14 protein-coding genes, 1 tRNA gene and 4 pseudogenes are annotated in these 25,805 nt (G+C 51.3%); 7 read left to right on the top strand and 12 right to left on the bottom strand.

Translation table 11 applies throughout. The features are described from left to right. Positions 1 to 5: 5 nt before the first annotated feature. The 5 genes from GT756_RS22385 to GT756_RS22365 form a co-directional block, all read right to left on the bottom strand. Positions 6 to 893, bottom strand: a complete 888-nt coding sequence (locus GT756_RS22385) for a carbohydrate ABC transporter permease (RefSeq protein ID WP_004206543.1) — start codon at positions 891 to 893, stop codon at positions 6 to 8. Then, a complete protein-coding gene (locus GT756_RS22380; RefSeq protein WP_004146807.1) occupies positions 883 to 1,767 on the bottom strand; it encodes a carbohydrate ABC transporter permease in 885 nt (294 codons plus the stop codon). The genes GT756_RS22385 and GT756_RS22380 overlap by 11 nt, the downstream gene beginning before the upstream one ends. 130 nt (positions 1,768 to 1,897) lie before the next feature. Further along, positions 1,898 to 2,917, bottom strand: a complete 1,020-nt coding sequence (locus GT756_RS22375) for an NAD(P)-dependent alcohol dehydrogenase (protein ID WP_160125080.1) — start codon at positions 2,915 to 2,917, stop codon at positions 1,898 to 1,900. A gap of 111 nt (positions 2,918 to 3,028) precedes the next feature. Next, a complete protein-coding gene (locus GT756_RS22370; protein ID WP_117130497.1) occupies positions 3,029 to 4,498 on the bottom strand; it encodes a SulP family inorganic anion transporter in 1,470 nt (489 codons plus the stop codon). After that, positions 4,495 to 5,175 (bottom strand): carbonic anhydrase, encoded by a 681-nt coding sequence (locus GT756_RS22365; RefSeq protein ID WP_160125079.1) that lies wholly within the window; start codon positions 5,173 to 5,175, stop codon positions 4,495 to 4,497. Before GT756_RS22365 ends, GT756_RS22370 begins: the two co-directional genes overlap by 4 nt. Before the next feature lie 591 nt (positions 5,176 to 5,766). On the opposite strand from GT756_RS22365, the gene GT756_RS22360 reads away from it, so the two are divergent. Both GT756_RS22360 and GT756_RS22355 read left to right on the top strand, forming a co-directional pair. Next, positions 5,767 to 5,851: transfer RNA gene (locus GT756_RS22360), tRNA-Leu, on the top strand. A 150-nt stretch (positions 5,852 to 6,001) separates the two neighbouring features. Beyond that, entirely contained in the window at positions 6,002 to 7,264 is a 1,263-nt protein-coding gene (locus GT756_RS22355; protein WP_160125078.1) for an integrase arm-type DNA-binding domain-containing protein, read from the top strand. 89 nt (positions 7,265 to 7,353) lie between these two features. Here GT756_RS22355 and GT756_RS22350 read toward each other — a convergent pair whose 3' ends face one another. From GT756_RS22350 to GT756_RS26395, 4 genes and pseudogenes are all read right to left on the bottom strand, one after another. Further along, positions 7,354 to 8,634 carry a hypothetical protein gene (locus GT756_RS22350; RefSeq protein ID WP_142689665.1) on the bottom strand — a complete coding sequence of 427 codons (1,281 nt, stop codon included), beginning with the start codon at positions 8,632 to 8,634 and terminating at the stop codon, positions 7,354 to 7,356. A gap of 48 nt (positions 8,635 to 8,682) precedes the next feature. Next, positions 8,683 to 9,387 (bottom strand): hypothetical protein, encoded by a 705-nt coding sequence (locus GT756_RS22345; protein WP_106939501.1) that lies wholly within the window; start codon positions 9,385 to 9,387, stop codon positions 8,683 to 8,685. 410 nt (positions 9,388 to 9,797) lie between these two features. After that, positions 9,798 to 10,361 (bottom strand): annotated as a pseudogene (locus GT756_RS22340) (restriction endonuclease); the annotation flags it as partial. Positions 10,362 to 11,807: 1,446 nt separating this feature from the next. Beyond that, positions 11,808 to 14,069 (bottom strand): annotated as a pseudogene (locus tag GT756_RS26395) (N-6 DNA methylase); the annotation flags it as partial. Positions 14,070 to 14,422: 353 nt separating this feature from the next. On the opposite strand from GT756_RS26395, the gene GT756_RS22330 reads away from it, so the two are divergent. Next, positions 14,423 to 17,938 carry an AAA domain-containing protein gene (locus GT756_RS22330; RefSeq protein ID WP_106939499.1) on the top strand — a complete coding sequence of 1,172 codons (3,516 nt, stop codon included), beginning with the start codon at positions 14,423 to 14,425 and terminating at the stop codon, positions 17,936 to 17,938. Positions 17,939 to 18,186: 248 nt separating this feature from the next. Beyond that, positions 18,187 to 18,306: pseudogene (locus GT756_RS26275) on the top strand (type VI secretion system tube protein Hcp); the annotation flags it as partial. A gap of 121 nt (positions 18,307 to 18,427) precedes the next feature. Here the strand turns inward: GT756_RS26275 and GT756_RS22325 are convergent. Further along, positions 18,428 to 19,297: a phosphorothioated DNA-binding restriction endonuclease gene (locus GT756_RS22325; protein ID WP_109882721.1), complete on the bottom strand. Its 870-nt coding sequence runs from the start codon at positions 19,295 to 19,297 to the stop codon at positions 18,428 to 18,430. A 179-nt stretch (positions 19,298 to 19,476) separates the two neighbouring features. On the opposite strand from GT756_RS22325, the gene GT756_RS22320 reads away from it, so the two are divergent. Continuing rightward, positions 19,477 to 20,115, top strand: a complete 639-nt coding sequence (locus tag GT756_RS22320) for an HNH endonuclease (RefSeq protein ID WP_064178479.1) — start codon at positions 19,477 to 19,479, stop codon at positions 20,113 to 20,115. Positions 20,116 to 20,197: 82 nt separating this feature from the next. Here the strand turns inward: GT756_RS22320 and GT756_RS22315 are convergent, their stop codons facing one another. Continuing rightward, entirely contained in the window at positions 20,198 to 21,877 is a 1,680-nt protein-coding gene (locus GT756_RS22315; RefSeq protein WP_160125077.1) for a glycoside hydrolase family 43 protein, read from the bottom strand. 58 nt (positions 21,878 to 21,935) lie between these two features. Then, positions 21,936 to 23,375, bottom strand: coding sequence for an MFS transporter (locus GT756_RS22310; protein WP_072206957.1), 1,440 nt, complete (start codon positions 23,373 to 23,375; stop codon positions 21,936 to 21,938). A 426-nt stretch (positions 23,376 to 23,801) separates the two neighbouring features. Between GT756_RS22310 and xylA the strand changes: the two genes are divergently transcribed. Together xylA and GT756_RS22300 are read left to right on the top strand one after the other, a co-directional pair. Further along, positions 23,802 to 25,121, top strand: a complete 1,320-nt coding sequence (xylA, locus tag GT756_RS22305) for a xylose isomerase (RefSeq protein WP_017900971.1) — start codon at positions 23,802 to 23,804, stop codon at positions 25,119 to 25,121. A gap of 330 nt (positions 25,122 to 25,451) precedes the next feature. Further along, a pseudogene (locus tag GT756_RS22300) lies at positions 25,452 to 25,805 on the top strand (carbohydrate porin); the annotation flags it as partial.

Raw genomic sequence — 25,805 nt, 5'->3', positions numbered from 1 at the left:
ACTCCTTATTTGATCCCGGAGAAGCCGAAGCTCCGCAGGAACTGTTTCTGAAAAAGGATGAACGCCAGCATCAGCGGCAGGCAGACCATCAGCGTCCCGGCGCCGATGGTGCCCCACTGGCCGCCGGATTCGGCGCCCATGGCGAAGGAGACCAGCCCGACGGTCAGCACCTGCTTGTCGGGATCGTTGAGCATCATCAGCGGCCACAGGTACTCGTTCCAGTGGTAGGTAATGCTGACGGTGGCGAAGGCCAGCACCGACGGCCAGGACATCGGCAGCAGCACGCGGAACAACACCTGCCACCAGCGGCAGCCCTCCATCAGCGCCGCCTCCTCCAGCTCTTTCGGGATGGCGAGGAACGCCTGACGCATCAGGAACACGCCGAACGCCGAGGTGAAGTAGGGCATCATCACCCCGGTGAGGGTATTGAGCAGGCCGAAGGTTTTCAGGGTCAGCATGTTCGGCACCATCATCACCACCGGCATGATCATCAGCTGCACCAGGAACAGGAGAAACAGCGTCTGCTTGCCGCGAAACTCGTGGCAGGCGAAGACGTACCCGGCGGTGGTGATGGTCAACAGCTGCACGCAGAAGGTGCCGAAGGTGAAGATAAGGGTGTTGGCGTACAGGCTCAGCCAGTCGGCGCTGTTCCAGGCGTCGCGGAAGTTATCGAGGGTTAGCGGCAGGCGCGGCAGCAGCGAGGCCATGTCTTCCCCGAAGGTGGTGGCGCTGAACGAGGTGGCCAGCATCCAGATAAACGGGCTGATCCACAGCAGCGCCAGGCAGCACATTAATACTGTAAGCGTAAAGGGCGACGAGCGGCGCAGGCGCAGCCACAGCGGACGCGCAGCGGCGGGTGTGCGGACCAGCAGCGGCGAGATGTCAGCGCTCATAGTGGGCTCCTTTCTCCAGCAGTTTCAGGTTAATCAGCGAGAAGGCGAACAGCCCGGCCAGGGTCAGGAAGGTGGCGGCGGAGGCTTTGCCAAGGTCGTGGGTATCCCAGGCGAGATTCTGGATGTAATAGAGCAGCACGGTGGTGGCGTTGTCCGGCCCGCCGCGGGTCATCACCGCCACGTGGTCGATCTGGGTGATGGAGTAGATCAGCGCTGTGGTGATCACAAAGCTCAGGGTCGGGCGCAGCAGCGGCAGCGTGACCTTAAAAAAGACCTGCGTGCGGGTAGCCCCCTCCATCAGCGCCGCTTCCCGCGTCGAGGCCGGAATGCTCTGCAGCCCGGCGAGGAAAAACAGCATGTAGTAGCCGGCAAACTTCCATACGCCGATCAGCGCCAGGGCCAGCAGCGCGCTGTTGCTGCGCCCCAGCCAGTTGTTGTTCATCGGCCCGAACAGCTTCGCCAGATAGTGGTCGAGCAGGCCGAGGCCGGGCATAAAGATAAACAGCCACAGCGCGGCGGCGCTGACCATCGGGATAATCATCGGGAAGAAAAAGGCGGTGCGCAGCCAGCGGTTGACGCGATGGTTCTCGCTCAGCGCCACCGCCAGCAGCAGGGCGAGGGTCACCCCGGGCACCACCGTCAGCAGGATATAGAGCAGGTTATTGCCCAGCGACTGCCAGAAGACGTTATCGGCAAACAGGCGGGCGAAGTTATCCAGCCCGACGTACTGTGCGCCGTCGCTGGCCATGCGGGTATCAAACAGGCTGTCATACACCGAACGCCCCAGCGGGAACCAGGTAAACAGCAGTAAAAACAGCAGGGAAGGCGACAGGATCAGCCAGGGAAGCCAGGTCTTTCTCATGGTGACGCGCATCTCGTTCAGCCATTTATCGAAGCCCGGATTGTGGGAAGCAATGACTACAGAGGCATGGCGGGGAGATGACGGTTTGATGAAGCGACGGGGAAAACGCCGGGCGAGCGGGCCGCCCGGCGGGAGAGAACCATCAGAAGTCGGCTTTCAGCACCGCGCGGTAGCGGGCTTTGCCTTCGCGAACGTGCTTCAGCGCTTCGTTAATCTGCGACATCGGGAACAGCTCGGTGGTCGGGGCCACTTTGCTGCGCCCGGCGAACTTCATCAGCGTGCGCAGTTCGGACGGGTTGCCGGTCGCCGAGCCGGAGATGCTGCGGTCGCCGCCGATAAGGGTAAAGGCCGGCACCGGGAACGGCTTCATCACCGCGCCGACGGTATGGAAGTTGCCGCCGTAAGCCAGGGCTTCGAAGTACGGCTGCCAGTCGAGATCCACCGCCACGGTGTTGATGATCAGGTCAAACTGGCCGGCCAGCGCTTTTAAGACTTCCGGATCGCGGCTGTTGACCACGCGATCGGCGCCCATCGCCAGCACTTCCTGCTCTTTGGCCGGGTTGGAGCTGAAGGCGGTCACTTCCGCGCCCATCGCCCGCAGCAGCTTAATAGCGATATGGCCGAGGCCGCCGATGCCGATCACCCCGACGCGGCTGGTGGCGGTGACATGGTGGGTCAGCAGCGGTTTAAAGACGGTGATGCCGCCGCACAGCATCGGGCCGGCGGACGCCAGAGCGATGCTCTCCGGCAGGGGGATCACCCACTGCCAGTCGGCACGCAGCTTATTGGCGAAGCCGCCGCGGTTGAGAATGGTCGGCACCGAGCCTTCCAGACAGTTGATCTGGTTGCCGCTGATGCAGGCGTCGCAATGGCCGCAGCTGCGCGCCGTCCAGCCGATGCCGACCTTCTGGCCAATCTTCAGGCCTTTATCCTGCGCCGCGCTGCCCAGCGCCGCCACCCGGCCAATCACCTCGTGGCCGGCTACCAGCGGGTAGCTCGACATCCCCCATTCGTTGTCGATCATCGACAGGTCCGAATGGCAGATCCCGCAGTATTCTACCTCAACTTCGACATCTTCCGGCTGCAGCTCGCCGGCATCGTACTCCCACAGCGACAGATCGGCGCCCGCTTCTTTGGCGGCGTAGCTTTTAATGATGCTCATGTTCATTTCCTTGGGGTTGGCGTGATAACCCAGAAAGTGTAGAGCATGGCATTCCACGGCGCTTGGCAATCGGAGGGGTCGCGAAGCGGGCGGACCAGCCGCCCGTTAAGGTCAGCGGCTGGCGAGCGGCCACTGATTAAGGCGGATGCCGCGCTGCGGCGCGCTCTCGGCAAAATCATCCAGCACCGCCCGCACGTCCGGGTCGAGGTAGCCGACGCTGTCGTGCTCGACGATCACCACGCTCTTTTCCGGAATTTTCGCCAGCAGGGCCAGCAGATGCGGATTGTGCATAAAGGTCAGATTCTGCTGGATGCGCAGCACGTAGTGGTCATCGTAGCGCGCCAGCTGCAGCGAGTGACGATGGCTGCGCCAGAGGCTGAACGCCATCTGGGTGGCAAGACCAATCCCGATCCCCGCCAGCATGCCGAAGGCAATAATCCCGCCGATGGTGGCGAGGAACGGGACGTACTGCGCCGCCCCCTGGCGGAACTGCTCGATGAACAGCCGCGGCGTCGCCAGCTTATAGCCGGTATACAACAGCACGGCGGCGAGGCTGGCGAGCGGGATCAGGGTCAGCAGACCGCTAAACCACAGGCCGCAGATCAACAGCAGCACACCGTGGATAAAGATCGACAGTTTGCTCTGCGCGCCGTTGCTGACGTTCACCGAGCTGCGGACGATCACCGCGGTGATCGGCATCGCCCCCAGCACGCCGGAGAGCAGGTTGCCGACGCCCTGAGCGACCATTTCGCGGTTCGGCGAAGGCGGCGGATTTTGCGGGCGCAGCTTTTTCAGCGCCTCCTGGCTGAGTAGGGTTTCGAGGCTGGCGACCAGCGCCAGGGTTACCGCCACCACCCACACCGACGGATTGCGCCACGCGCTCCACGCCGGAGACTCCAGCTCGCCCAGCAGATCGCCGAGGCTGCCGAACGCTGGCAGGGTAATGCGCGGCAGGGCGGCCAGCTGCTGCGGCGCAAAATGGGTCAGCAGCAGGGTGGTCACGCAGCCGAGCAGGACGGCGATCAGCGGCCCGGGGATCCAGCGCAGGCTCTTCACCCGGCGGATAAGCGGCGAGCCCCACAGCCAGAGTACCAGCAGGCCGCCCGCGGCCACGGCCATCGCAGTGACAGAGAAAGCGGCATTGCCCTGAACCACATCGGCAAGCCCGGTCTCTTCCGCCGTGCCGAGCGCGACGGGGATCTGCTGCATAATCAGCAGGATGCCGATCGCCGCCAGCATGCCTTTGATGACGCTGGCGGGAACCAGCGAGATAAAGCGCCCGGCCCGCAGGATGCCGAACAGCAGCTGCAGCACGCCGGCCAGCACCAGCGCCATCAGGAAGAGGGAGAAGGAACCCAGGGATTCAATGGCGGCGACGACGATGGTGACCAGTCCGGCGGCGGGGCCGCTGACGGCGAAGCGGGAGGGGCTGAGGGCAGTGACGACCAGGCCGCCGATGATGCCGGTCAGCAGGCCGACGAAGGGTGGTAAGCCGCTGGCCTGGGCGATGCCGAGGCACAGCGGCAGGGCGACAAGGAAGACGACGATGCCGGCGAGAGAGTCCTGACGAAGCGTGTTCATGGGGCGTGCTCCTGCAGTGAGAGGTGTTCGACGAGGGTGGTTAAATGGCCGGAGGCCAGATCGTAGACGCAGCCGTGCAGGCTGAGCGGCCGCCCGCTGGCGAGCACCTTCTGCACCGGCTCACTCTCCAGCAGACGGGCGAACTGGGCGCGAACGTTGGCTTCCACCAGGGCGTCAAGGGCACGGCGAGAGGGCTCCGCGTCGGAACTGGCGCTGGCACTGGCGCCGGGGGAGGCCGCAACACAACACCCATCGGCGATCTGCGCAATTTCTTGATGCAGGGTGTGGCGCAGCTGGCCGATGCGGCGAGCCAGCGCCGAGGACTCCTGCGCCAGCGGCAGGGTGGGCAGGGAAAGCGCCGCCTGCACGCCGCCGCAGCCGTAGTGGCCGCAGAGCACCACCCGCTCCACCTCAAGGTAGTGGAGGGCATACTGCAGGACGCTCATGACGTTGTCGTCGGTGGGGTCGAGCATGTTGGCGATATTGCGGTGGACAAAGAGCTCGCCGGGCTGGCTGCCGGTGAGCACCTCGGCGGGAACGCGGCTGTCGGAGCAGCCGATCCACAGTGAGTGGGGCCGCTGCCCGTCGACCCATTTTTCGAAATAGTCCGGATCATGCTGACACTTTTGCAGCGCCCAGCTGCGGTTGCGGGCCAGCAAAGGTTTTAACGTCGTCACAAGTATTCTCCTGAGTTAATTCATCGAGTGAATATGTCCATCAAGACTCGTACAGCGACTAGTAAAAATAGTGTTTACCGGAACCCTTCACGCCTGAGGAAAATCCTGGAATAAACGGCAAAAAGAAAACTTTTCATTAATGTAAAGTTATAAAAATATTGATGAAATTAATACGCAGCTGCGGGAACGGATGAATAACAAAAAGGCATTGGCTAAAACTTTCTGGAATATATGGGAATGGTGGCGGGTGGGGTTGGTGAGATATTTGGCGATTGGTGAGGGGATTTGTTTGGGAAGAGATGGATTATGATGGGGATGCAGGTGAGAATGAAATGAGAAAAATTTGAGATAAGTTTGAGTGGGGTTTGGGAGTACTGGGGGAGAAGGGAGATGGCTGGCAGGGGGAGCTGGGTTTGCGGGAGGGGACGATGAAGATTGCTGGTGGCAGTTGCTCTATGGAACGGTAGCAAAAGGTGACGCCGCGCAGGATAGCGCTGTTTTTTTCAACACTTAGCGCAATGACGACACGCTGTCGCTTGCATGACCGCCGCCGACAGGTATAATCCAGAACGTTTCCGCATCCCCTTCAGTGCCGAAGTGGCGAAATCGGTAGACGCAGTTGATTCAAAATCAACCGTAGAAATACGTGCCGGTTCGAGTCCGGCCTTCGGCACCATTAGTACTTCCAAGACCATCCGAGAAAGTCAAATTATCCCTTTAAAATCAATGCTTGCAGCGATTTTCACGTCCTGAGTCGTCCGAGGTTGTCCGTTGAAATCCGGATGTCATTGGGGACATCTTAACTTTGATTAGAAATGTGCCCCAAATGAAGCTCAACGCCAGACAGATCGAGACCGCAAAACCAAAAAACAAAACCTACAAAATGGCCGGTGGCGGTGGTTGTATCTCGCGGTTTCGGCCAAGGGGGGCTAAATACTGGCGCATGAAATACAGACGCCCTTCAAACAAAAAAGAAGATCGCCTCGCTTTTGGTGTTTGGCCAACGGTGACGCTTGCTCAGGCAAGAGCAAAGCGCGATGAAGCTAAAAAGCTGTTAGTGCTGGGCATTGACCCAAAAGCCGAACAGAAAGAAGCTCAGGCCGAGAATTCGGGTGCATATACTTTCGAAACCATTGCTCGCGAATGGCATGCGAGTAACAAGCGATGGAGTGAAGATCATCGATCGCGTGTTCTTCGCTATCTTGAGCTTTATATCTTCCCTCATATCGGTTCGTCCGACATTCGCCAGCTCAAAACCAGTCACCTGTTAGCCCCGATTAAAAAAGTTGATGCCAGTGGTAAACACGATGTCGCTCAGCGCCTACAACAGCGCGTCACGGCCATTATGCGTTATGCCGTACAGAACGATTACATCGACTCAAATCCAGCAAGTGATATGGCCGGTGCGCTATCGACAACCAAAGCGCGACATTACCCCGCTTTACCTTCAAGCCGGTTCCCTGAGTTTCTTGCTCGTCTTGCTGCATATCGCGGTAGGGTAATGACGCGGATCGCGGTCGAGCTTTCCTTACTAACTTTTGTGCGTTCCAGTGAGTTACGTTTCGCGCGTTGGGATGAGTTCGACTTCGATAAATCTCTCTGGCGAGTACCTGCAAAACGAGAAGAAATTAAAGGCGTGCGTTACTCGTACCGTGGCATGAAGATGAAAGAGGAGCATATCGTTCCGCTTAGTCGGCAGGCGATGATTTTGTTAGACCAGTTAAAGCAGATTAGTGGTGATAAAGAGTTGCTGTTTCCGGGGGATCATGACGCAGCTAAGGTTATGAGTGAAAACACGGTGAACAGCGCATTACGTGCGATGGGATATGACACGAAAACTGAGGTCTGCGGGCATGGATTTAGAACAATGGCGCGTGGTGCATTGGGTGAGTCGGGGTTATGGAGTGATGATGCTATAGAGCGACAATTGAGCCATTCAGAGCGAAATAATGTACGTGCAGCTTATATTCATACATCTGAGCATTTGGATGAACGTCGTATGATGGTGCAATGGTGGTCAGATTACCTTGATGCAAATAAATCGAGCGAAGTGAGTCCATACGATTATGCTAAAAATAAAAGGGAGTAAACTATTTCGAGGTTATTTTTTTAGTTAATGTGAGTATATTGAAGCATCAATGGTCAAACGATGCCTTAATATACTCACTGTTTTTATTTCTATTCTTCTGTCATTTCATCTTCTAAATTTTTGAGTATATCGCCTAAGGCATCATGTGGTAAAGTACTTGTATCTGATATGTATTTTATTTCTACCTGTTGAAATCGACTACGCCAATTATCAATTGTCCTAGGTGTTTTGGTTTTCCAGTTAATGTCATTGGTGAAGTATTTAATATCATTATCATCTAAATATGCCAACCATATCCCTCCTTTTGAAGAGAGCATTATTATCCCTTCCATATAGGTATACATTCCTCTAACGCCGCCATAAAAAACTTTGGCATCAAAAGTATCTAGATTTTCGCCTTCACCGATACCTTCCATTCTCTTTTTAAAATCAAAATAATATGAGCCTAAAACATTGTATATTCTTTGTAAGTCAAGTTCGTTTAAAAACCCTAGTTCAAAAAGGTTATCACTGGACCATTGGAATTCACCACTAAATATTACGCCCATACCTCTATGGCTTGAACAATCAGCTGTTTCATCTATAGATAGAAATTTTTTCCCATCAACTATGTTGCGTCTGAAACTGATTTCACCATATTCGCCATTCTGGTTTTGTATTTTTGCATACGCCATATCTCTTGAGACAAAGACAGCTTGTGATGTTATTTTACCAGAATGAGAACCACTATAAACTGATAGGTCAAATAAAAAACCAGCTGAGGATGTTTCTCTTATGAATAAATGTCCTCCATAGCTTCTATTATGATTGTAATTAATCCATTCGCCCCACCATACAGGGGCACTTGAACCGCTTTGTAACGAACCGACGCTTGAGTCTTTCAGTGCATATTTTAAAGCATGTTCAAGTCTGCCTTGTAATATACCTCTTACTTCAGACTTAGTATCATCTTCTGGATCGTAACTATAAGTGACAACTCTGCGCCCGCGTAAATCAAAAGGTAATTCTTCTGGCCCACCAAAAAATGTGTTTTGTATAAGAATTATTCTATCCCACCCTAATTGAGAAATAGCGAATCCTAGCTCAATTAAAACATTTGGGTTTGAAGTTTTTTTGCTACTCTCAGAAGCATTAATAATCGAAACGTCTGCTATAAAAACATCTGATGTCGATATTTTTTTAAAAATCGTATCGCTTATTGATGGCGAGCCAGGGGTTCCAGCAGTATCTCGATCCAGCACAGGCTCAACGGTTTCACTTGCATCTTTTTTTATCGCAGATAAAGCTTTTTTTAAAGCGCCCTCAATTATATTTCTATTCGATTTTGACGGTAAATCGGATTGCCAAGAGTAAAATATTATTCTTTTCATTTTTAACTCCTCAATATTAATGTTCTGATTGAATTGATGGTTATAGTATTACCAGTTTACCATTGGTTCTGTTTTTTTCATCTCATCGAGTTCTGTTTGACATCTAAGAAGAAGAACGCTACGGGTGTCAATTTTAAATTTCTCAAACTTACTTTTACTAATTTCATCTATATAGAATAAAGCCTTGCCATTGTTGCATTGTCTCAAGATAAATTTGTCTTGGTATCGTCCAACTACAACTTTTTCATCATCTGTTTGCCAAATTCCACCAGGGAAAAAACTATGGTAATTAAGTCCGAAGAAATAGGAGAAGCTAAGGAAGGCTAGGACTGCGAACATACATGGCTTAGCATTCAATGAGTAATATACAGTTTCTTGCTTAATAGCTTTTGGAATTAAGAATAACAAGCATATAAAAAGAATATGACTAGTGCCAAGATTTATTACAGCCATGACATTTAAGGGCTGGTGATGGCTTAAAACAGCAATTCTTATAAATTTTGTGATAAGTGCTACAGCAACAAATAAAATAAAAAATTTGGTGGGGATGCGTATAAATAGAGTTAGTGTGATAAGCGTTATTATTACAACTGATAGTTTAAGTAAGGTGTTAATGACCTCATTTGTATCTAAATAAATATAATATGACGGATAGCCAAAAAACATAGCTTCGCCACTTTTGAAAGCATAAACTGAAATGAACATCATTATTGAAAGGATTGTGGCTGCTGAGATCTCATTTTTAATTTTCATGATTACCCTGTAGTTTAATATTTAATCTCTCTAATGATAAAAATTTAAGATTCATCATTTTGTTGCTTAAATTTCGAATCAGCTCAATGTAATTGTATTACAAGTGTTATAAGGCTACATCATTTATGATTGAAAGGTCATCAATTTCTAATAATGCTTCTGATGTTGGCGCGCAATGCTCTCCCCGCCCCGCCTGCCCGCTTAAGGGGGCGCTTTTAATGCAGGTGCATGAACGGCCTCAGGGCCCGCCAGTGCTGGCGCTGGCGAGGGATCCAGTGTCGGTAAAACGCATGCAAAACCATGCACCTTACGCATACATGGCTTTTTTACGGGAAAACAGCGGGATTTGCGGGAATTGTTGAAAGGGCTACTGAGCGGCCAGTTCTGCACGGTGGAGGGTCTATTTACACAAGCATTTCCATATCTCGAAGCGGCTCTGAAACAACTTCATCTTCATCCATTCGAACGAGATTCTGAGTAATAACCTCTACGGCGGGTTTCTTATCCTGTAAAAGCTCTACTAACGCATACTCCGGCAGCTGGAAAATTGTCAGCGTAGAGCCTAGTGTATTTTTGGTCGCAGCAGAAAAACGATCGCGGTCGATTTCTTCAGTATTTCATTTAATCTGCCGAGCAATTCCCATCCCCTCTTCTGCCCATTCTGGATGGTACTAAAAGTCGGTTGTTACTTTGCCTAACAGATAGGTACGGTTGGCTGGCGAATAGGTAATAACCCAATCACCCTTTTGGATTTCATTTACAAAACGCCAAACCTGAGACGCCCCAGAACGGGCTGCTCCTAATTTAGTGAGAGGATCTGCTTTTTGATATAACGCCAGTAGCTGGGCTGGGGACAGACCGGGTTTGATCAAAGGAGCCAGTTGCGACCAACCGATACCTACGATCTGTCTATCGCGAAAGTCATCATAGAGTTTGCCGCCATCACCGCGAATCATCCACCCTCTGTTGCTCATACCCATCCCTTATGAGGAAAAGAAAATTTGCTGAATCATATGCTTGTGAGTTACAGACGTCAAAACTCACTATACTGGATGCCCTCACATTCCAAGATTTATTTGTGCGAGGACATAACTAGTGACAAATCTAATTTTTTATCAGAGATCCTGACCAAGTAAGACAATTCACCCGAAGCTATTTGTAATAATGTTTTTCTCAAGGAATGTGTAAGTTGTAACGTTAGGATAAGGACAAACAAAACGAATATTATCGTCAAAAATGTCACTATAAAAGTAAAACCCCATTATATCACTTTCGGGTAAAATTTCTCTCATGACCATTAAAGGAAAAATTTTTGTTACGATTATATTTTCATTGGCCGATAAATCACCATGTGCAAGATATAATTCTCCGGAGATCATTGGCTCAGAAGTTTTAAATTGCGTAGTTTTACTCGGATTAATTCCTAACCCTTTAAGAACCTCAACTTCATTCAAAAATCCACTCCCATCGAATTTTGCTTGAATTGGTTTTATAAGAGTGGTTATTTCAAAAAAAACTCGACATTCAAGTTGCATGCGATTAACTAAATGCTGAACGATCTCTTTCGTTGAATTTACAGCTGTAGCAGAGGGTAATCCTCTATGAGATATATCATTTCTTAGCTCAGTGGCTTCACGGAGAATGTTTGCAATCTCGTCACTACATATCAAGCTGATATTACCATCACTTAAATCAAATATATTCTTATAGTCGTTAATTCGATTATAACTGAAGGCCATTGTAATATCTGGCAAGTCTTTTTTCTTTTTACAAAAGCATTCTTTTGATGGCTTTCTATGCCCAAAAATAAATGAAACAAAATACAAACCTAGATATTCAAAAAACTTGATAAAAGCCTCACATCGCTCCCTGTTATTAAATTTTGACTCTGCTAACTCCCATAGGATGGCTAAAGGTGTAGGCAGCATTGCTGAGAATTCTTGTTCATATCTATGCGCAACACTTAGATATGGTAGTAATTGTTCTTGTGCCGAGTTAAAATTTGAAAAAACAGATTTTTTAAGTAAAGCTACTCTAGCTAACACTGCCTCACACTCATTCCAAAACTCTATTAATCGTGACTGATTACCTAAGGTTGGAAGCGAGAATCTCGCATTTAACCATGCTGACATTGATATATTTTTTGAGAGTGCGGAAGAGGATTTAAAATTATTTTTAAGCCAGTCCACACCTTCTTCCTGTTGTAAAAATATATTATAAAAATCAGGGAGAAGTGTTTCATTGTGAAAATCAAAGCGAACTGGATTTAGTGCTATTCTCTTTTCACTTAAGGAAGAAAATTCATTTATCCTTCCAGTTAATTGATCCAATACATAAAACCCAGAATTGTTTATTCTCACTATTTCTTTTAAACGAACCGATTTTCCTTGAAGAAGCTTATCTCTGTAGTGCTTTCGTTGAAAATAGGAATGAAAGTTGATCTCATAACCAACTATTCCGACATTATTATCATTATTATCTTGCTTTTCAGCATTAATCCAGCAATCAGCTACCAATGGCAGTACTTCCGCTTTGAAGTAGTTTTCAATCAGGTCGCTGGTCGACACCGCAGGGTTCAACGGCACGTTTTCGTTATCGCGCAGGTCGTCGTCCTGCTCAAACTCGACCACTTTACCTTTGTACTCAAACGCACCGTACAGCGGCTGAACGGCTTCTTTCAGCACCTTCTTCACCACCGGCTCGGCTTCCGGGTTTTTGGTGGTGATGGCATCGATAAACTGCTTGTTCTCTTTCTCATCCAGCTTCACGCCAGCCGCTTTGATGGCGCCTTTCAGAGTCAGCTGGAACTGGTTGAAGTCATTGCTCACCAGCGTTTTGCCACCCGCCTGCGTACCCAGAGCCGTCTGAATCTGCTGCGCTTTTTCCAGCAAGGCGCGCTGCACCAGCCACAGTTTATTGTCGAGCAGGTCTTTAATCTGCTTCTCTTTCAGCTCAGCAAATTCGGCTTTGATGATGGCGCGCGCTTCTGTTTCCAGTCCGGAGAAATCACCGTAGGTATCCTTCTGCCACTGGGATGCAAACTCTTCATACAGACGTTCCATCGGCGCGTTAAACGGCTTCGGTGCAAAGCGCAGAGTCGCAATCGCCTCATCCGTCACCTGAGCGGATAAACGCAGCGGGCGCTCAATGGTCAGGCGGCGATAGCCAAAGTCGGTGCTGTTAAAAATTTTGCTGGCGAAGGTTTTGGGCGTTTCGGTTTTGGCAGTTGCAGGCTGGCGACCGCGGCTGGATTTTTGCTCGGCGGCTTTTTCCAGGCCCAGTTCTCCCAGGGTTGTGGCATCCACCATTTCAAAGTTACCGAAGGTCTGGGTGATCAGTTTGATATCATCTTCGCCCATCAGGTTACGCTTGGAACCCAGCGATTTACGCATTTTGCCGCACAGGTTGGTGCCATCAATCAGCTGTACCTTACCTTTACGCTCAGGCGCTTTTTTGTTGGAGAGGATCCAGACGTAGGTGGCAATGCCGGTGTTGTAGAACATATCTGTTGGCAGAGCGACGATGCCTTCCAGCAGATCGGCTTCCAGAATGTAGCGCCGGATTTCGCTCTCACCGCTGCCCGCCCCGCCGGTAAACAGTGATGAACCGTTAAGGATAATCCCGATACGCCCGCCGTTGCTCAAGATGCCATCCACATTGTGGCTGTCGCGCATTTTGCTGATCAGGTGCATCAGGAACAACAGCGAGCCGTCGGAAACACGAGGCAGGCCCGGGCCAAAGCGACCGTTAAAGCCTTTCTGCGTATGTTCGTCGTTAATCTCACCCTCAATCTTTTTCCAGTCCACGCCAAACGGCGGGTTAGAGAGCATGTAGTCGAACTGGTCCTGCGGCAGCTGGTCGTTAGAGAGGGTGTTGCCTAGCTTAATGCGGCTGATGTCCTGACCTTTGATCAGCATGTCGGCTTTACAGATAGCGTAGGATTCCGGGTTCAGCTCCTGGCCAAAGGCACGCATGACGGCTTTAGGGTTTAGCTCGTGCACATATTCCATGCCCGCAGAGAGGAAACCGCCGGTTCCAGCCGTCGGGTCGTAAATGGTGCGGATGATACCGTCCTGTGTCAGGGCTTCATCATCTTCCATAAACACCAGCGAAGTGGTCAGACGTACGATATCGCGTGGGGTGAAGTGCTCACCGGCGGTCTCGTTAGAGCTCTCCGCGAAACGACGGATAAGTTCTTCAAACACTAGGCCCATTTCATAGTTGGAAATCGCTTTCGGGCTCAAATTGATGGTGGCGAATTTCTTGACCACTTTAAATAGCAGGTTGGCATCTTCCAGCAGGCCGACGAACTCGCTGAATTTGAAATGTTCAAAGATTTCACGCGCATCCGGGGAGAACGCCTGTACGTAGCTTTCCAGGTTGGCTTTGATGTCGTTCTGGCCCATCTTGCCCAGATCCATCTTCGAGGTGTTGAAGAAGGAAAGCCCGCTGGCGCGCAGCAGAATCTTCTCTTTGGCATCTTCCGGCAGTGTGCTGGTTTTTAATTCATCATATTTCTCCACCACCGCATCTTTGGTTTCCGCCAACACACACTCAAGACGACGCAGCAGCGTGAAGGGCAGGATCACGCGCCCGTACTGAGACTGTTTGAAATCACCGCGCAGCAGATCGGCCACCGACCAGATAAACGCAGCCGTTTTAGAAAAGTTAGTGTTAGACATGAAGCCCTCGGAAGAGAATGCGGCCATGGAGCAAAGTGCTCCGGCAAAAAATCGTGTTGGAACGTAGTACGCAAAATAATACCTGCTACAGGGACTATCGCAACCGGAAAGGGACAAAGAAATGACCCGTATCAGGAGGACAATTCCTATCCTCATTTATTGCATCAGAGATATGACAAACAGCATTTTAAAAATTGAGAATACCCGTTCAGTAGCCATCGATGTGTAAATTGGCACGCCATGTTTAGTGATACAAACAATTCTTGCGATCCCCCTCGCATCGTGGACAATGTTTAACCATGATGAACTTATACGACAACATCAATTGTCTCATTTAATTTACGGGATGGGGAATGGACAGTAATACTCAGGGATTCACTTCATATTGGCGTAATACCTTAGCAGATGCCGAGTCTGGAAAAGGGGCGTTTGAGCGTAGAGAGGATGAATCATTTACGAAATGGACGAACGTCGATAGAGGGAGGTTGGGTGAAGATATTGTGGAATTATTCTTCAATGGTGAAGACACCCAGGTCAAGACCGTCGAGGTGCTGTTACGGCCAGAGGTATGGATCCGCCTGTTAAAGCATGGCAAGGCGCGGACTGCTGGAGCACCTGATATTATTTCACCTTTGGTTACCGCTGCACTCCTCAACCGCGAAGGCTTTTTATTCCCTACATCGCCAGCCACCATTCCCCGTGACCTGCTCGAACCCCTTCCCAAAGGCACCTTTTCTGTTGGTGAGATGGCGGAATATGACAAGTACAAAACCACGCATGATTCATTCACTTTTGGTCCCGGTAATGAGGATGAGCTCCGTGAGGAGACTGATGAACAACGAGTAGAACGATATGCTCGTTATCAGCAGTGGTGGCAAAAGTACCTTAAAGATTCAAATGAACTTTTAAAACATGTTGCTGGCAAATGGCTCGCATCACCTGAGCAATATGAACCAGCTGGCTATGGCTACATTATTAAAGCCAACCAGCCTGGAGGGGCCAGCACCCATATCCTGCCTATGTACGATCATTTGCTGACGTGCAAAAAAGAGGTGCCATTGCTGGCGCGCTTTGCCTCGAAAGAGAAGTCTCCTGTTGAGCCGCTCCTCGCCAGTAATGCCATGTTTAGTGAGCGTCTGGGACACTCCGGTGATAAGTTTCCGCTGGCTGTCGCGCAGCGCGATGCCCTGAGCCATTACCTCACTCAACAGCCCGGCGATATTCTTGCCGTGAATGGTCCTCCGGGTACCGGGAAAACTACTCTGGTTCTCTCCATCATCGCTACTGAGTGGGCGAGAGCAGCTTTAAACAAAACTGAACCACCTGTGGTGGTTGCGACATCAACCAATAATCAGGCCGTAACCAACATTATCGAGGCCTTCGGCAAAGATTTTTCTATCGGTACCGGGCCTATGGCCGGGCGTTGGTTACCAGATGTAAAAAGCTTTGGCGCTTACTTCCCGTCTTCGGGACGAAGAGCCGAGGCGGTAAAAAAATACCAGACGGAAGACTTTTTTAACCGTGTTGAATCTCTTGAATATGTTGAAGATGCCCGGTGCTTCTTCCTTGAAAAGGCAAGGGCAGCTTTTCCGAATGAGAAATGTCATTCATCAGAACAGGTTGTGGATCTCCTGCATCAGCGTTTGGTTGAACTCTCTGCAGAGCTTGAGCAAATCGAGCCTGCGTGGGATGACCTGAACGCAATCCGTCAGGAGCGGCATGTCATCAGTGACGATCTCGAACAGTATATTCAGGATAAGAGAACGTTACTGCTTAATAGCACCAATGAAATCTCGCTATTAACGCAGGGCAAAAAACAGTGGGAACAATATCGAGCCGGAGAGTCGATCATGTTCACTCTCTTCTCCTGGCTTCCCGCCGTTCGTACTAAGCGTCACTATCAAATGAAGCTGTTTTTGGAGGCTACGTTTGGCGAAAGAATGACAGCATTCCAGGGATCTCAGCCTGATGGAATTGATGCCTTTATCGATGGATTGATTGAGCAAGCTCATAAAGAACAGGCCGGGTACCAACAGCAAATTGATCACGCTGAGGACATTTCCCGACGTGAAAGTGAAGCCGTCATCCGTTGGTGCGAGATAACCCATTCGCTGGGTTATGCAGGCGAGACGGAGCTGAATCTGAGCGAAGCCGATGAGCTTGCCGATACACAGCTCCGTTTCCCGGCGTTTTTGCTGGCGACGCATTACTGGGAAGGTCGGTGGCTGATGGATATGGCTGCTATCGAGGACCTTCAAAAAGAAAAAGATCGCAAAGGGGCGAAGGCAATTAAAGCCCGCTGGCTGCGTAGAATGAAGCTCACCCCTTGTGTCGTCATGACCTGCTTTATGCTTCCTCACCATATGCTTATCAGAGAACATGTTGGTGGCAAGAAATTTGATGATGGTTATTTATATAACTTCGCCGATTTGTTGATCGTCGATGAAGCGGGGCAGGTGCTTCCTGAGGTTGCTGCAGCTTCTTTCGCACTGGCGAAGAAAGCTCTGGTAATTGGTGACACAGAACAGATTGCGCCTATCTGGAACAGCCTGCCTTGTATTGATATTGGCAATATGGTTGAGGAGCATATCCTTCCAGAAGGTTCTCAGGAAGAACTTACGGAAGCTTATGCTTTGGTGTGTGAATCAGGAAAGAGCGCTGCATCCGGCAGCGTTATGAAGGTTGCACAGTTTAACTCGCGCTACCAGTACGATCCGGATCTGGCGCGGGGGATGTATCTGTACGAACACCGTCGCTGCTTCGATAACATCATTGGCTACTGTAACACCCTTAGTTATCACGGTAAGTTGCAGCCCAAACGAGGGGAAGAAAAAGGGACTATATTACCTGCAATGGGCTATCTGCATATAGATGGTAAGGGTATGCAGGCCAATGGTGGAAGTCGTTATAACGACTTTGAAGCGAAGACGATTGCTGCATGGCTTGCAGCGCACAAAGAAGAGATTGAGCATCACTACAATAAACCGTTACATGAATTAGTCGGCATTGTGACCCCATTTTCGGCGCAGGTCAGTGCGATTAAATCGTCATTACGTAAGCTGGATATCAATTGTAGTGGCGATGAAAATTCGCTGACAGTGGGCACGGTTCATTCATTGCAGGGGGCGGAACGGGCAATTGTGCTGTTCTCTCCTGTGTATTCGAAACATGAAGATGGCGGATTTATTGATAGAGACAGCAGCATGCTGAACGTTGCCGTTTCACGTGCTAAAGATAGCTTTTTGGTCTTTGGCGATATGGACCTGTTTGAGATTCAGCCCGCTTCTTCGCCGAGAGGATTGCTTTCAAAATACCTGTTTGCATCCGTTAATAATGCACTGCAGTTTGAGTACAAAGAACGACAGGACCTTAATACAGCGCAAACACAGATTTCTACCTTGCACGGTGTTGAACAGCATGATGAGTTTCTGAACCAGACTTTTGACGCTATTGGTAAAAGTATTACTATTGTTTCCCCTTGGCTGACCTGGGAAAAATTGGAACAAACCGGTTTTTTAACATCAATGATCCAGGCACGTGCTCGTGGTATCGACATTACTGTTGTAACGGATAAAAGCTTTAATACCGAAGACGTCAGTTATGAGAAGCACAAAGCAAAACAGCAGCGCCTTAATGATGCAGTGGAAAAACTAAATGCGCTGGGCATTGTGACTATGCTGGTTAACCGTGTTCACAGTAAAATCGTGATTGGCGATGAAGGGCTGTTGTGCATAGGATCGTTCAACTGGTTTAGCGCTACGCGTGATGAGAAGTACAAACGATACGATACGTCGATGGTATACCGTGGCGAAAGCTTACAAGCGGAAATTAGAGCGATTTATTCCAGCCTGGAGCAGCGGAAGTTATAGGGGGGCTTAAAGCAATGCAGGTATCGAATGTGTTGAATTAATTTAGCGCTACTCAAGGAGGTATGGCCTTAAGATGCTATGCCTCCACATCCTGGTTCCGGGAGATGTGCCGACATTAAGAGTCTATTAACCGGCCCGATAGCTAGGGAGAGAAATAGCTAATGATGATGCCGTACCTTATATAGAGATATAATTTACCCCGAGTCTGCAAATTAGTTCGAAGCGCTGATTTAACCTGGGGTGATTCTCTTTCCTCGAATGACAAAATTAACCAGGTTGAAAGCGTTAGCCTGCATTATGAGAAAATCACCTGGCGAATCCACGGCGGTAATATTCAGTTCAGCGGTGCCTGGAACGAGTGTCCTTCAACCAAATTCAGTAGCGCATTTGATATCCCTTTATGTTTTCCTGGCGTGTTTTATGCCTGTTCAGAAGGATGACGACAGGCTAAGGGATGCAAAGCTGAGCCACCACTAATCCCATCCCCCCTCACCCCCTGAACACCTCCCGCCGGTGCCACGCCACAAATCCCTCCTGGGGATAGCATTCTTTCCCCAGCGGCAAGGTAATCGGCTTACCATCAAAATCCCAGAACAGCCTGCCAACGATGCCTCCGCCGTTCACCGCCGGCGAAACCTGGATGCGCATATCCTCATCCAGACCAATGGATCCTTTATCAAAAGCCTTATGGTGAATCGCGCAGAGCGCCAGGCCGTTAGGGATTTCGCAGGGGCCGCCGTGTTGCTTCCATTTAATATGGGCCGCTTCCAGGGCGACGGAGGTATTATCATGGCGCATATTGAAGCCGCAGATCGCGCACTCATAGTTATAGGCGCGCAGCACCTGCTGGCGAAAATGCGGGTCGCGCTCTTTACGGATCTGCTGCAGATCAAACCCCATCTCTTCTGCCAGCTCTTCCTGAATACTCTCCGGGAAATGCGCTTCGAGGATCTGATGGGCGAGGGTATTGATCAGCTTCTTATTTCTGTTGAGTAGTGCAAAATGCGGCTCATCGAAGCCGCCGGCGACCTGACAGAGCTCCAGCTCTTTGCCGGGCGGCTGTCGGCTGCCCTGGGTTGAACACTGTTCGCTGTTGTGCAGCTCCCAGAAGCCGTCGCCTTTCAGGCGCCAGAAGGGCATGTCCGGCCGGTACTGGCGGCGCTGCGGGCCAAAGCGTTCCAGCAGGCTATGCAGCTCATCGCGTATCTCTGAGGCGTAGTCGAACATCCGCGCATGGCCGCGCTGGTACTGTGAGAGGACGTACAGCAGCAGCAGTGGCTTATGCGGTGCACGCTGTTCGCCTTTGCGCCAGATGGTGATGTTCTCGATCGCGTGTTGCAGGGTCATGCTGGAGGGCATAGCGTGATATTGGCAGCTAAATAAATGCGATGATGCTCGCAAAATCCTTGCCGATCAACCTACCAGATGCGGCGATTCTACGTGGATCGCTATTTAACTATCACTGCCAGTTATTTGTTCGAAAAGCCCATAGCTTTCTATTTATACTCAAGCTTCGCGCCATCAGATAGCTATGTCTTATGAAAAAACTACCGGACCATTTATCCAGGGAATGCATCATCGCCGCCATTCGCGCTTACGATGCAGGCGTTGCGCATCAGTTTAAAAGCGCGCGTCTGTATGAGATCGAGTTTGAGGGGCGTCGGTATCCTTCAAAAGCCATCGTCGGGTTAGCGGCCACGCTTGAGACGGGGACGGAATTTACCCCGGCGGATTTCAGCGGGGGGATTAAATCCAAATGCGTGCGTCTGTTACTGGAGCAAGGATTTACGATCGCGTCGCAGGGCGCTGGCGATGACGAGGTTGCGCGTTTCCCCGATGAGGGGCAGACGACCATGGAGTACGTGGAAGGGGCGGCGATGCAGGTGGTGGTCAATCGCTATGAGCGCGACCGTCAGGCTCGTCAGGCGGCGCTTCGCCTGCACGGCTGCCAGTGTAAGGTATGCGGTCTGGATATGGCCAGCCGCTATGGCGATATCGGCCAGGGCTTTATTCATATCCACCATCTCATTCCGCTGTCCGGGATAAAGCAGGACTACCGTCTGAACCCAGAAACCGATCTGATCCCGGTATGTCCCAACTGCCATGCAATGCTGCACCGGCGAGATCCGCCGTTTACTCCCGAAGAGCTGAAGGCCCGGCTGCGCCCTGCAGACTGACATCCGACAGCGCTCGCTTTAATTACATCAAACACACCACTAACCCCACGCTACCTTACCGGTAGCGTGGGCTCACACACCCTTACTTATCCCGCGTCTCGCCAGCCTCCCAGCTGTAGCTGCCATCGGCCGCTAACCTATCGCCCAGCTCCTGATACTCGAACTGATAAAACTCAGCCTGGGTACCGTACCCGGCGTAGTCTACCGCCGCCAGGCCGACGAACGCCCCGGTAAAGAACCCGCCATAGCTCTGCAACACATAGTCATCGGACAGCACTGCGGCATCCAGCTGGACCGGGATCTCGGTGAAGGTCACGCCATCGAAGCTGTATTCATAGCTGTAGGTCTGCTTGCGGACTTTGGTCCGGAACCAGACGTATTCCACGCCGTCCGGCACCTTGATGGCGTTATCTTTCAGGTACGATGTGTATTTCCCGCGGTTATTTTCGCCGACTTCGATGACCTTGCCGTTAATTTCATTCCAGGTCAGGAAGACAAAGCTCCAGTGGCGGTCGTTATAGTAATTCGTTAACCCGGCCATCTGCTGATAGCTGAAGGGCTCGAATTTCACCTTCACCGCGGCGTCAAAATAGAAGGCCTGCCAGCGGCGGGCAATCAGCGACAGGTCATGCGTATTGGCTAACGAACCCTGGCCGATTAAGGTTAATTTGCCGTTGCCGGTAGTGCCCATTTTGGCCGTAAACGGCACCCGCAGGGTATTCCAGTTCGGGTCGAGCGCTGGCGACGTAAAGTCATCCTGCTGGCTATTATCGCTGGCGCTTTCGGTGAAGATGGCGTCTTTCGGCCCTTCGACGAAGGTTTTCCCGCCGTGACCGCCTTCAATACGTGGCCAGCCTTCGTCGTCCCAGTACACTTTCTGGATCGAGGTTTCCCGACCGAGGGTTGACCAGCCGCGCGGGTCGTAGATGGATTCCCCCGGGCGATTCCACGGCCGGGCGCAGAGCGAGGCGTAATACCATTCGCCTTCCGGGGTGGAGACCAGCGCGCCATGGCCCTGTTTCTGGATGTAGCTGTCCGGGGTATCGACGTTGGTTAAGAACACGTCGCCCGGCTCGGTTTCAAAGCTGTCGGCCTCGAGGGTTTTCGACCGCGCCACCACCTCCTGGTGGGTAAACACGGTGCCGCCCTGGGCGGCAAACAGATAGTAGTAGCCGTTCAGTTTATAGAGGTGCGGCCCCTCGACCAGCGCCACGGCGGTGCCGTGGTAAATGGTGCGCGCGGTTTCCGGCATTAATTTCAGCGTGTTGGTATCCAGCTCCGTTAAGGTAATGCCATCGAAGGGGTGATGGTACTCCCGGTGATCCCAGGTTTGCTGGACGATATATTTCCGGCCATCGTCGTCATGGAACAGCGAGGCGTCAAACCCGACGCCGTTCAGCTTGATCGGGTCGCTCCACGGGCCCCGAATATCCTTTGCGGTGGTCAGATAGTTGGTCATGTCTTTGAAGGCGCCTTCGGTGACCTTCACATCGGTATACACCAACCAGAATTGCCCATCGGCCCAGGAGAGCGCCGGCGCCCAAATGCCGCCGGAGGAGGGGTTGCCCTTCATGTCCAGCAGGGTGGTGGTGGAGAGCGGCGAAGGCAGCAGGTTCCAGTTTTTCAGGTCTTTCGACTCATGTAAACGCACGCCCGGAAACCACTCAAACGTCGAGTTGGCAATATAGTACGTATCCTCGACGCGAATAATACTGGGGTCGGCATTAAAGCCACGTAATATCGGGTTTTGAATAAGTGACATTTCATTACACCTTTTAAAATGGAAAGTGACGAATCGGTCTGATTTATAATTTTTTTAACTACACGCGGATCTCATCCAGCTGACGGTTGATGTCGGTAACATGTTTATCGGAGATCGGATAAACCTGCATGATCACCATCGAAATAGCGGCCAGCGCAATCGGGATCCACACCGCGGTCATAATGATCCCGTCGATGGCGCTGGCGCTCTGGACGGCGCCGCTTTCATTAAATCCATACACCGCCAGCAGCCACAGCGGGATCGCGCCGCCGATGGTGAAGCCGATCTTGAAGAAGAGTCCCATAATGGCATTGATAATGGCGGCATTGCGTTTGCCAGATTTTAATTCGCCATACGCGATGACTTCCGGTACCAGCGCCCACATAAAGCCGGTGGCGGAGGTTAAGCCCCACTGTTTAATAAAGGTGGCGATATAGGCCAGCCACAGGGCGTCGTGCATCCCTTCACGGGACCAGACGTAGGTCAGCAGTTCGCCGACGATGAACATGGCGAGGAACAGATGGAAGAAGCCTTTTTTACCAAAGATTTTTTTCAGTTTCGGCCAGAAAATCGGAAAGGCGATGCCGGGAATAGACGCGACGAGACCCACCGCGCCCATCCATTCGGAGTGGCCGACGACGTACTGGTTGAAGAAGCCGTTAACGGTGTTCATAAAGAACATGAAGGTAAAGGCCAGCATAAAGAACATGCCGAGAATAACCAGCGGGCGGTTATGTCTGAGCTCGTGGAAAAGGTCGGTGGTTTTGACGTTGGCGGTCTGCTCGGCGGTCGCGACAACGCGTTCTTTGGTGAATTTATAACAGATAAACAGGGCCACCGCGCCGATGATCATATAGATGGCGTACACGCCGAACCAGGCGTAGTTCGCCGACGGATCGGTATAGTTGCCCAGATTCAGCTCAAGGCCGAAAAAGCCGGTGTCTTTCAGGCTACGATCTTTCGGCGCCGCCATCTGCACAAACATCGGGAACAGGGTATAGACCAGCAGGTTGGCGCTGTTGGCCAGCATCATGCGGGTACTGGTCAGCTTATCGATCGATTCCGGGTCGCGGGTCAGCGAGGCATTCAGCGAGCCATAGGGAATATTGACTAAGGAATAAACCAGGTCCAGCGCCAGATAAATAATAAAGGCGAAAGCCACCGAACCTTTCACTCCGGGGATGGGCGCGAACAGTAATGCCGACAGGATCACCAGCGGCACGCCGGCTCGTAACAGCCAGGGACGATATTTTCCTGCTTTCGAGGTTCGTTTATCCACGTAGGTTCCGACCATCGGATCCCAAAACACATTAATGATACGGACAAAAAGAAAAATAAAGCCTGCCGTTGCCGTGCTGATGGTATTTACCGTCAGCATATGCAAAGCCAGAAAACCCCCAATGGTGCCGAAAACCAGGTTTTGCGCAAAGTCGCCCATGCCATAACCAATTCGTTCTCCGCGGGTTAATTTATGATATTCATCATGCCGACTGTGCATTATGTTTTTACTCATTCTAAGCAGACTCCGGTTTGTTTTGTGTAGGTGAAACACTTTCTGACACAGTTGACCTGGAAGAATCTATTACGTTTTTAAATTAAGTAATTATGTTTTTTTACTTCTGTGATCCTCGAAGCAAAGGCCTGTATCACCTGCGTTGAATCGTTATCCGCCGCTAATTTTCTGACAGATATGCAATGTGACAAAACCGGCATTTTAATTCGCTATGTTCACCTGAATTCCCCAGGAAGTGTACGCTATACGCGCGCGAAGCGAGATATTTAAAATAGTTTTATTTGCGAGATGGCTCACATTTGAGCATTTTCTCAATCGCTGAGTGAAATAACGTAATTGAGCAACCGACGATGAGAATACACGATGTGTCACAGTTGTTAATTTTCGGCTTCCTCAATTTCGGAGTTCATCATGCAAACTTATTTTGACCAGCTCGAACGCGTTCTTTTTGCCGGACCTAAAACCGATAATCCGCTGGCGTTTCGCCACTATAATCCGGATGAAATCGTGCTGGGAAAACGCATGGCAGATCATCTGCGTTTTGCCGCCTGTTATTGGCATAACTTCTGCTGGAATGGCGCGGATATGTTTGGCGCCGGCTCGTTTGAGCGTCCCTGGCAGGCCGCGGGCGATGCGCTGGAAATGGCCAAACGCAAAGCGGACGTGGCGTTTGAATTTTTCTATAAGCTCAACGTGCCGTATTACTGCTTCCACGATGTCGACGTCTCGCCAGAAGGCGCGTCGCTGAAAGAGTATTTGCATAATTTCGCCGTGATGACCGAAGTGCTGGCGGAGAAACAGCAGCAAACCGGCGTGAAACTGCTGTGGGGCACCGCCAACTGCTTTACCCACCCGCGCTACGGCGCCGGGGCGGCGACCAACCCCGATCCGGAGGTGTTTGCCTGGGCGGCCACGCAAGTGGTGACCGCCATGAACGCCACCCACCAGCTCGGCGGCGAAAACTATGTGCTGTGGGGCGGCCGCGAAGGTTACGAGTCGCTGTTGAATACCGATCTGCGCCAGGAGCGCGAGCAGATTGGCCGCTTCCTGCAGATGGTGGTGGAGCACAAGCATAAGATTGGCTTTGGCGGCACGCTGCTTATCGAGCCGAAACCGCAGGAGCCCACCAAGCATCAATACGATTACGATGTCGCGACGGTGTATGGCTTCCTGAAGCAGTTTGGTCTGGAAAATGAGATCAAGGTGAACATTGAAGCCAACCACGCCACCCTGGCGGGGCACTCTTTCCATCATGAAATCGCCAGCGCCATCGCGCTGGGCATTTTCGGCTCCGTTGATGCCAACCGCGGCGATGCGCAGCTCGGCTGGGATACCGATCAGTTCCCGAACAGCGTGGAAGAAAATACCCTGGTGATGTACGAGATCCTCAAAGCCGGGGGATTCACCACCGGCGGCCTGAACTTTGACGCCAAAGTTCGCCGGCAGAGCACCGACAAATACGACATGTTCTATGGCCATATTGGCGCCATGGACGTGATGGCGCTGTCCCTCAAGCTGGCCGCGCGCATGATTGAGGATGGCAAGCTCGATCGGGCTCTGGCAAAACGCTATGCCGGCTGGCAGGGCGAGCTGGGGCAACAAATTATGGCCGGCCGCATGTCGCTGGATAATATTGCCCGGTACGCTGAGCAGCATAATCTGAATCCGCAGCATCACAGCGGGCGTCAGGAATTACTCGAAAATCTCGTCAATACCTATATCTTTGGTTAAATTTGGCTGATATGCCCCTGCGGGGGCATATATTCCGCCATCTGCCCGCTGCCAGGAAATAGCGTTTATTGGTTCGTGTTGTATTTATGCTGTCTGCGCCGCAAGGCTATCTGTTTGACTGTCTATAGATGAACAATCCGCTGTGCGGATGGTTCTGCTATTGTGCCACCTGTTTAATATTAGTGAAGGAGGAAGAGTCGCGATAATTGTGTAATGCCTCTGTGACCGTACAAAATAAAAAATAACTTGTTCTGATGATAGCGACATATTCTGTCAGCTCAGAATAGGCTGGTTATTGTCTGAATAAAATTAACCTATATTGAGAAACTCATGACAATGATAAAAAAACTTCCATTAACCATGGCGGTTATCGCCGCGTTTTTTCCGCTTACCTCTGTAATGGCGCAAGAATTTACTCAGGAACAGATCGACGCCATCGTCGCCAAAGCCGTTGATAAAGCGCTGGCCGACCGCCAGGCGAAAATCGACGCCGCGGCCGACAAAAAGGTCGACGTGATCACCAACCCGCAGACCACCGCCGCCTCGCCGGATATGGCCATTCCGTTCGGCCTCAAGTTCAGCGGCTATGCCCGCTATGGCGCCCACTTCCAGACCGGCGACCAGAAATATGTCGGCGTCGACGGCTCCTATAACGGCGCCTCGGCGATCGGCCGCCTGGGCAAC

The sequence above is a fragment of the Klebsiella sp. Q2 genome (assembly GCF_009900705.1).
Taxonomy (GTDB): domain Bacteria; phylum Pseudomonadota; class Gammaproteobacteria; order Enterobacterales; family Enterobacteriaceae; genus Klebsiella; species Klebsiella quasipneumoniae.
The sequence above is the reverse complement of the archived record's forward strand: the minus strand, read 5'-3'. Positions and strand labels throughout refer to the sequence as shown.

Excerpts from the sequence above, each read along its gene's own strand:
- GT756_RS22325 (WP_109882721.1), bottom strand. The coding sequence starts at position 19,297 with ATGCCCTCCAGCATGACCCTGCAACACGCGATCGAGAACATCACCATC.
- GT756_RS22320 (WP_064178479.1), top strand. The coding sequence starts at position 19,477 with ATGAAAAAACTACCGGACCATTTATCCAGGGAATGCATCATCGCCGCC.
- GT756_RS22330 (WP_106939499.1), top strand. The coding sequence starts at position 14,423 with ATGGACAGTAATACTCAGGGATTCACTTCATATTGGCGTAATACCTTA.
- xylA (WP_017900971.1), top strand. The coding sequence starts at position 23,802 with ATGCAAACTTATTTTGACCAGCTCGAACGCGTTCTTTTTGCCGGACCT.
- GT756_RS22385 (WP_004206543.1), bottom strand. The coding sequence starts at position 893 with ATGAGCGCTGACATCTCGCCGCTGCTGGTCCGCACACCCGCCGCTGCG.
- GT756_RS22375 (WP_160125080.1), bottom strand. The coding sequence starts at position 2,917 with ATGAGCATCATTAAAAGCTACGCCGCCAAAGAAGCGGGCGCCGATCTG.
- GT756_RS22315 (WP_160125077.1), bottom strand. The coding sequence starts at position 21,877 with ATGTCACTTATTCAAAACCCGATATTACGTGGCTTTAATGCCGACCCC.
- GT756_RS22370 (WP_117130497.1), bottom strand. The coding sequence starts at position 4,498 with ATGAACACGCTTCGTCAGGACTCTCTCGCCGGCATCGTCGTCTTCCTT.
- GT756_RS22380 (WP_004146807.1), bottom strand. The coding sequence starts at position 1,767 with ATGCGCGTCACCATGAGAAAGACCTGGCTTCCCTGGCTGATCCTGTCG.
- GT756_RS22355 (WP_160125078.1), top strand. The coding sequence starts at position 6,002 with ATGAAGCTCAACGCCAGACAGATCGAGACCGCAAAACCAAAAAACAAA.
- GT756_RS22345 (WP_106939501.1), bottom strand. The coding sequence starts at position 9,387 with ATGAAAATTAAAAATGAGATCTCAGCAGCCACAATCCTTTCAATAATG.
- GT756_RS22310 (WP_072206957.1), bottom strand. The coding sequence starts at position 23,375 with ATGCACAGTCGGCATGATGAATATCATAAATTAACCCGCGGAGAACGA.
- GT756_RS22350 (WP_142689665.1), bottom strand. The coding sequence starts at position 8,634 with ATGAAAAGAATAATATTTTACTCTTGGCAATCCGATTTACCGTCAAAA.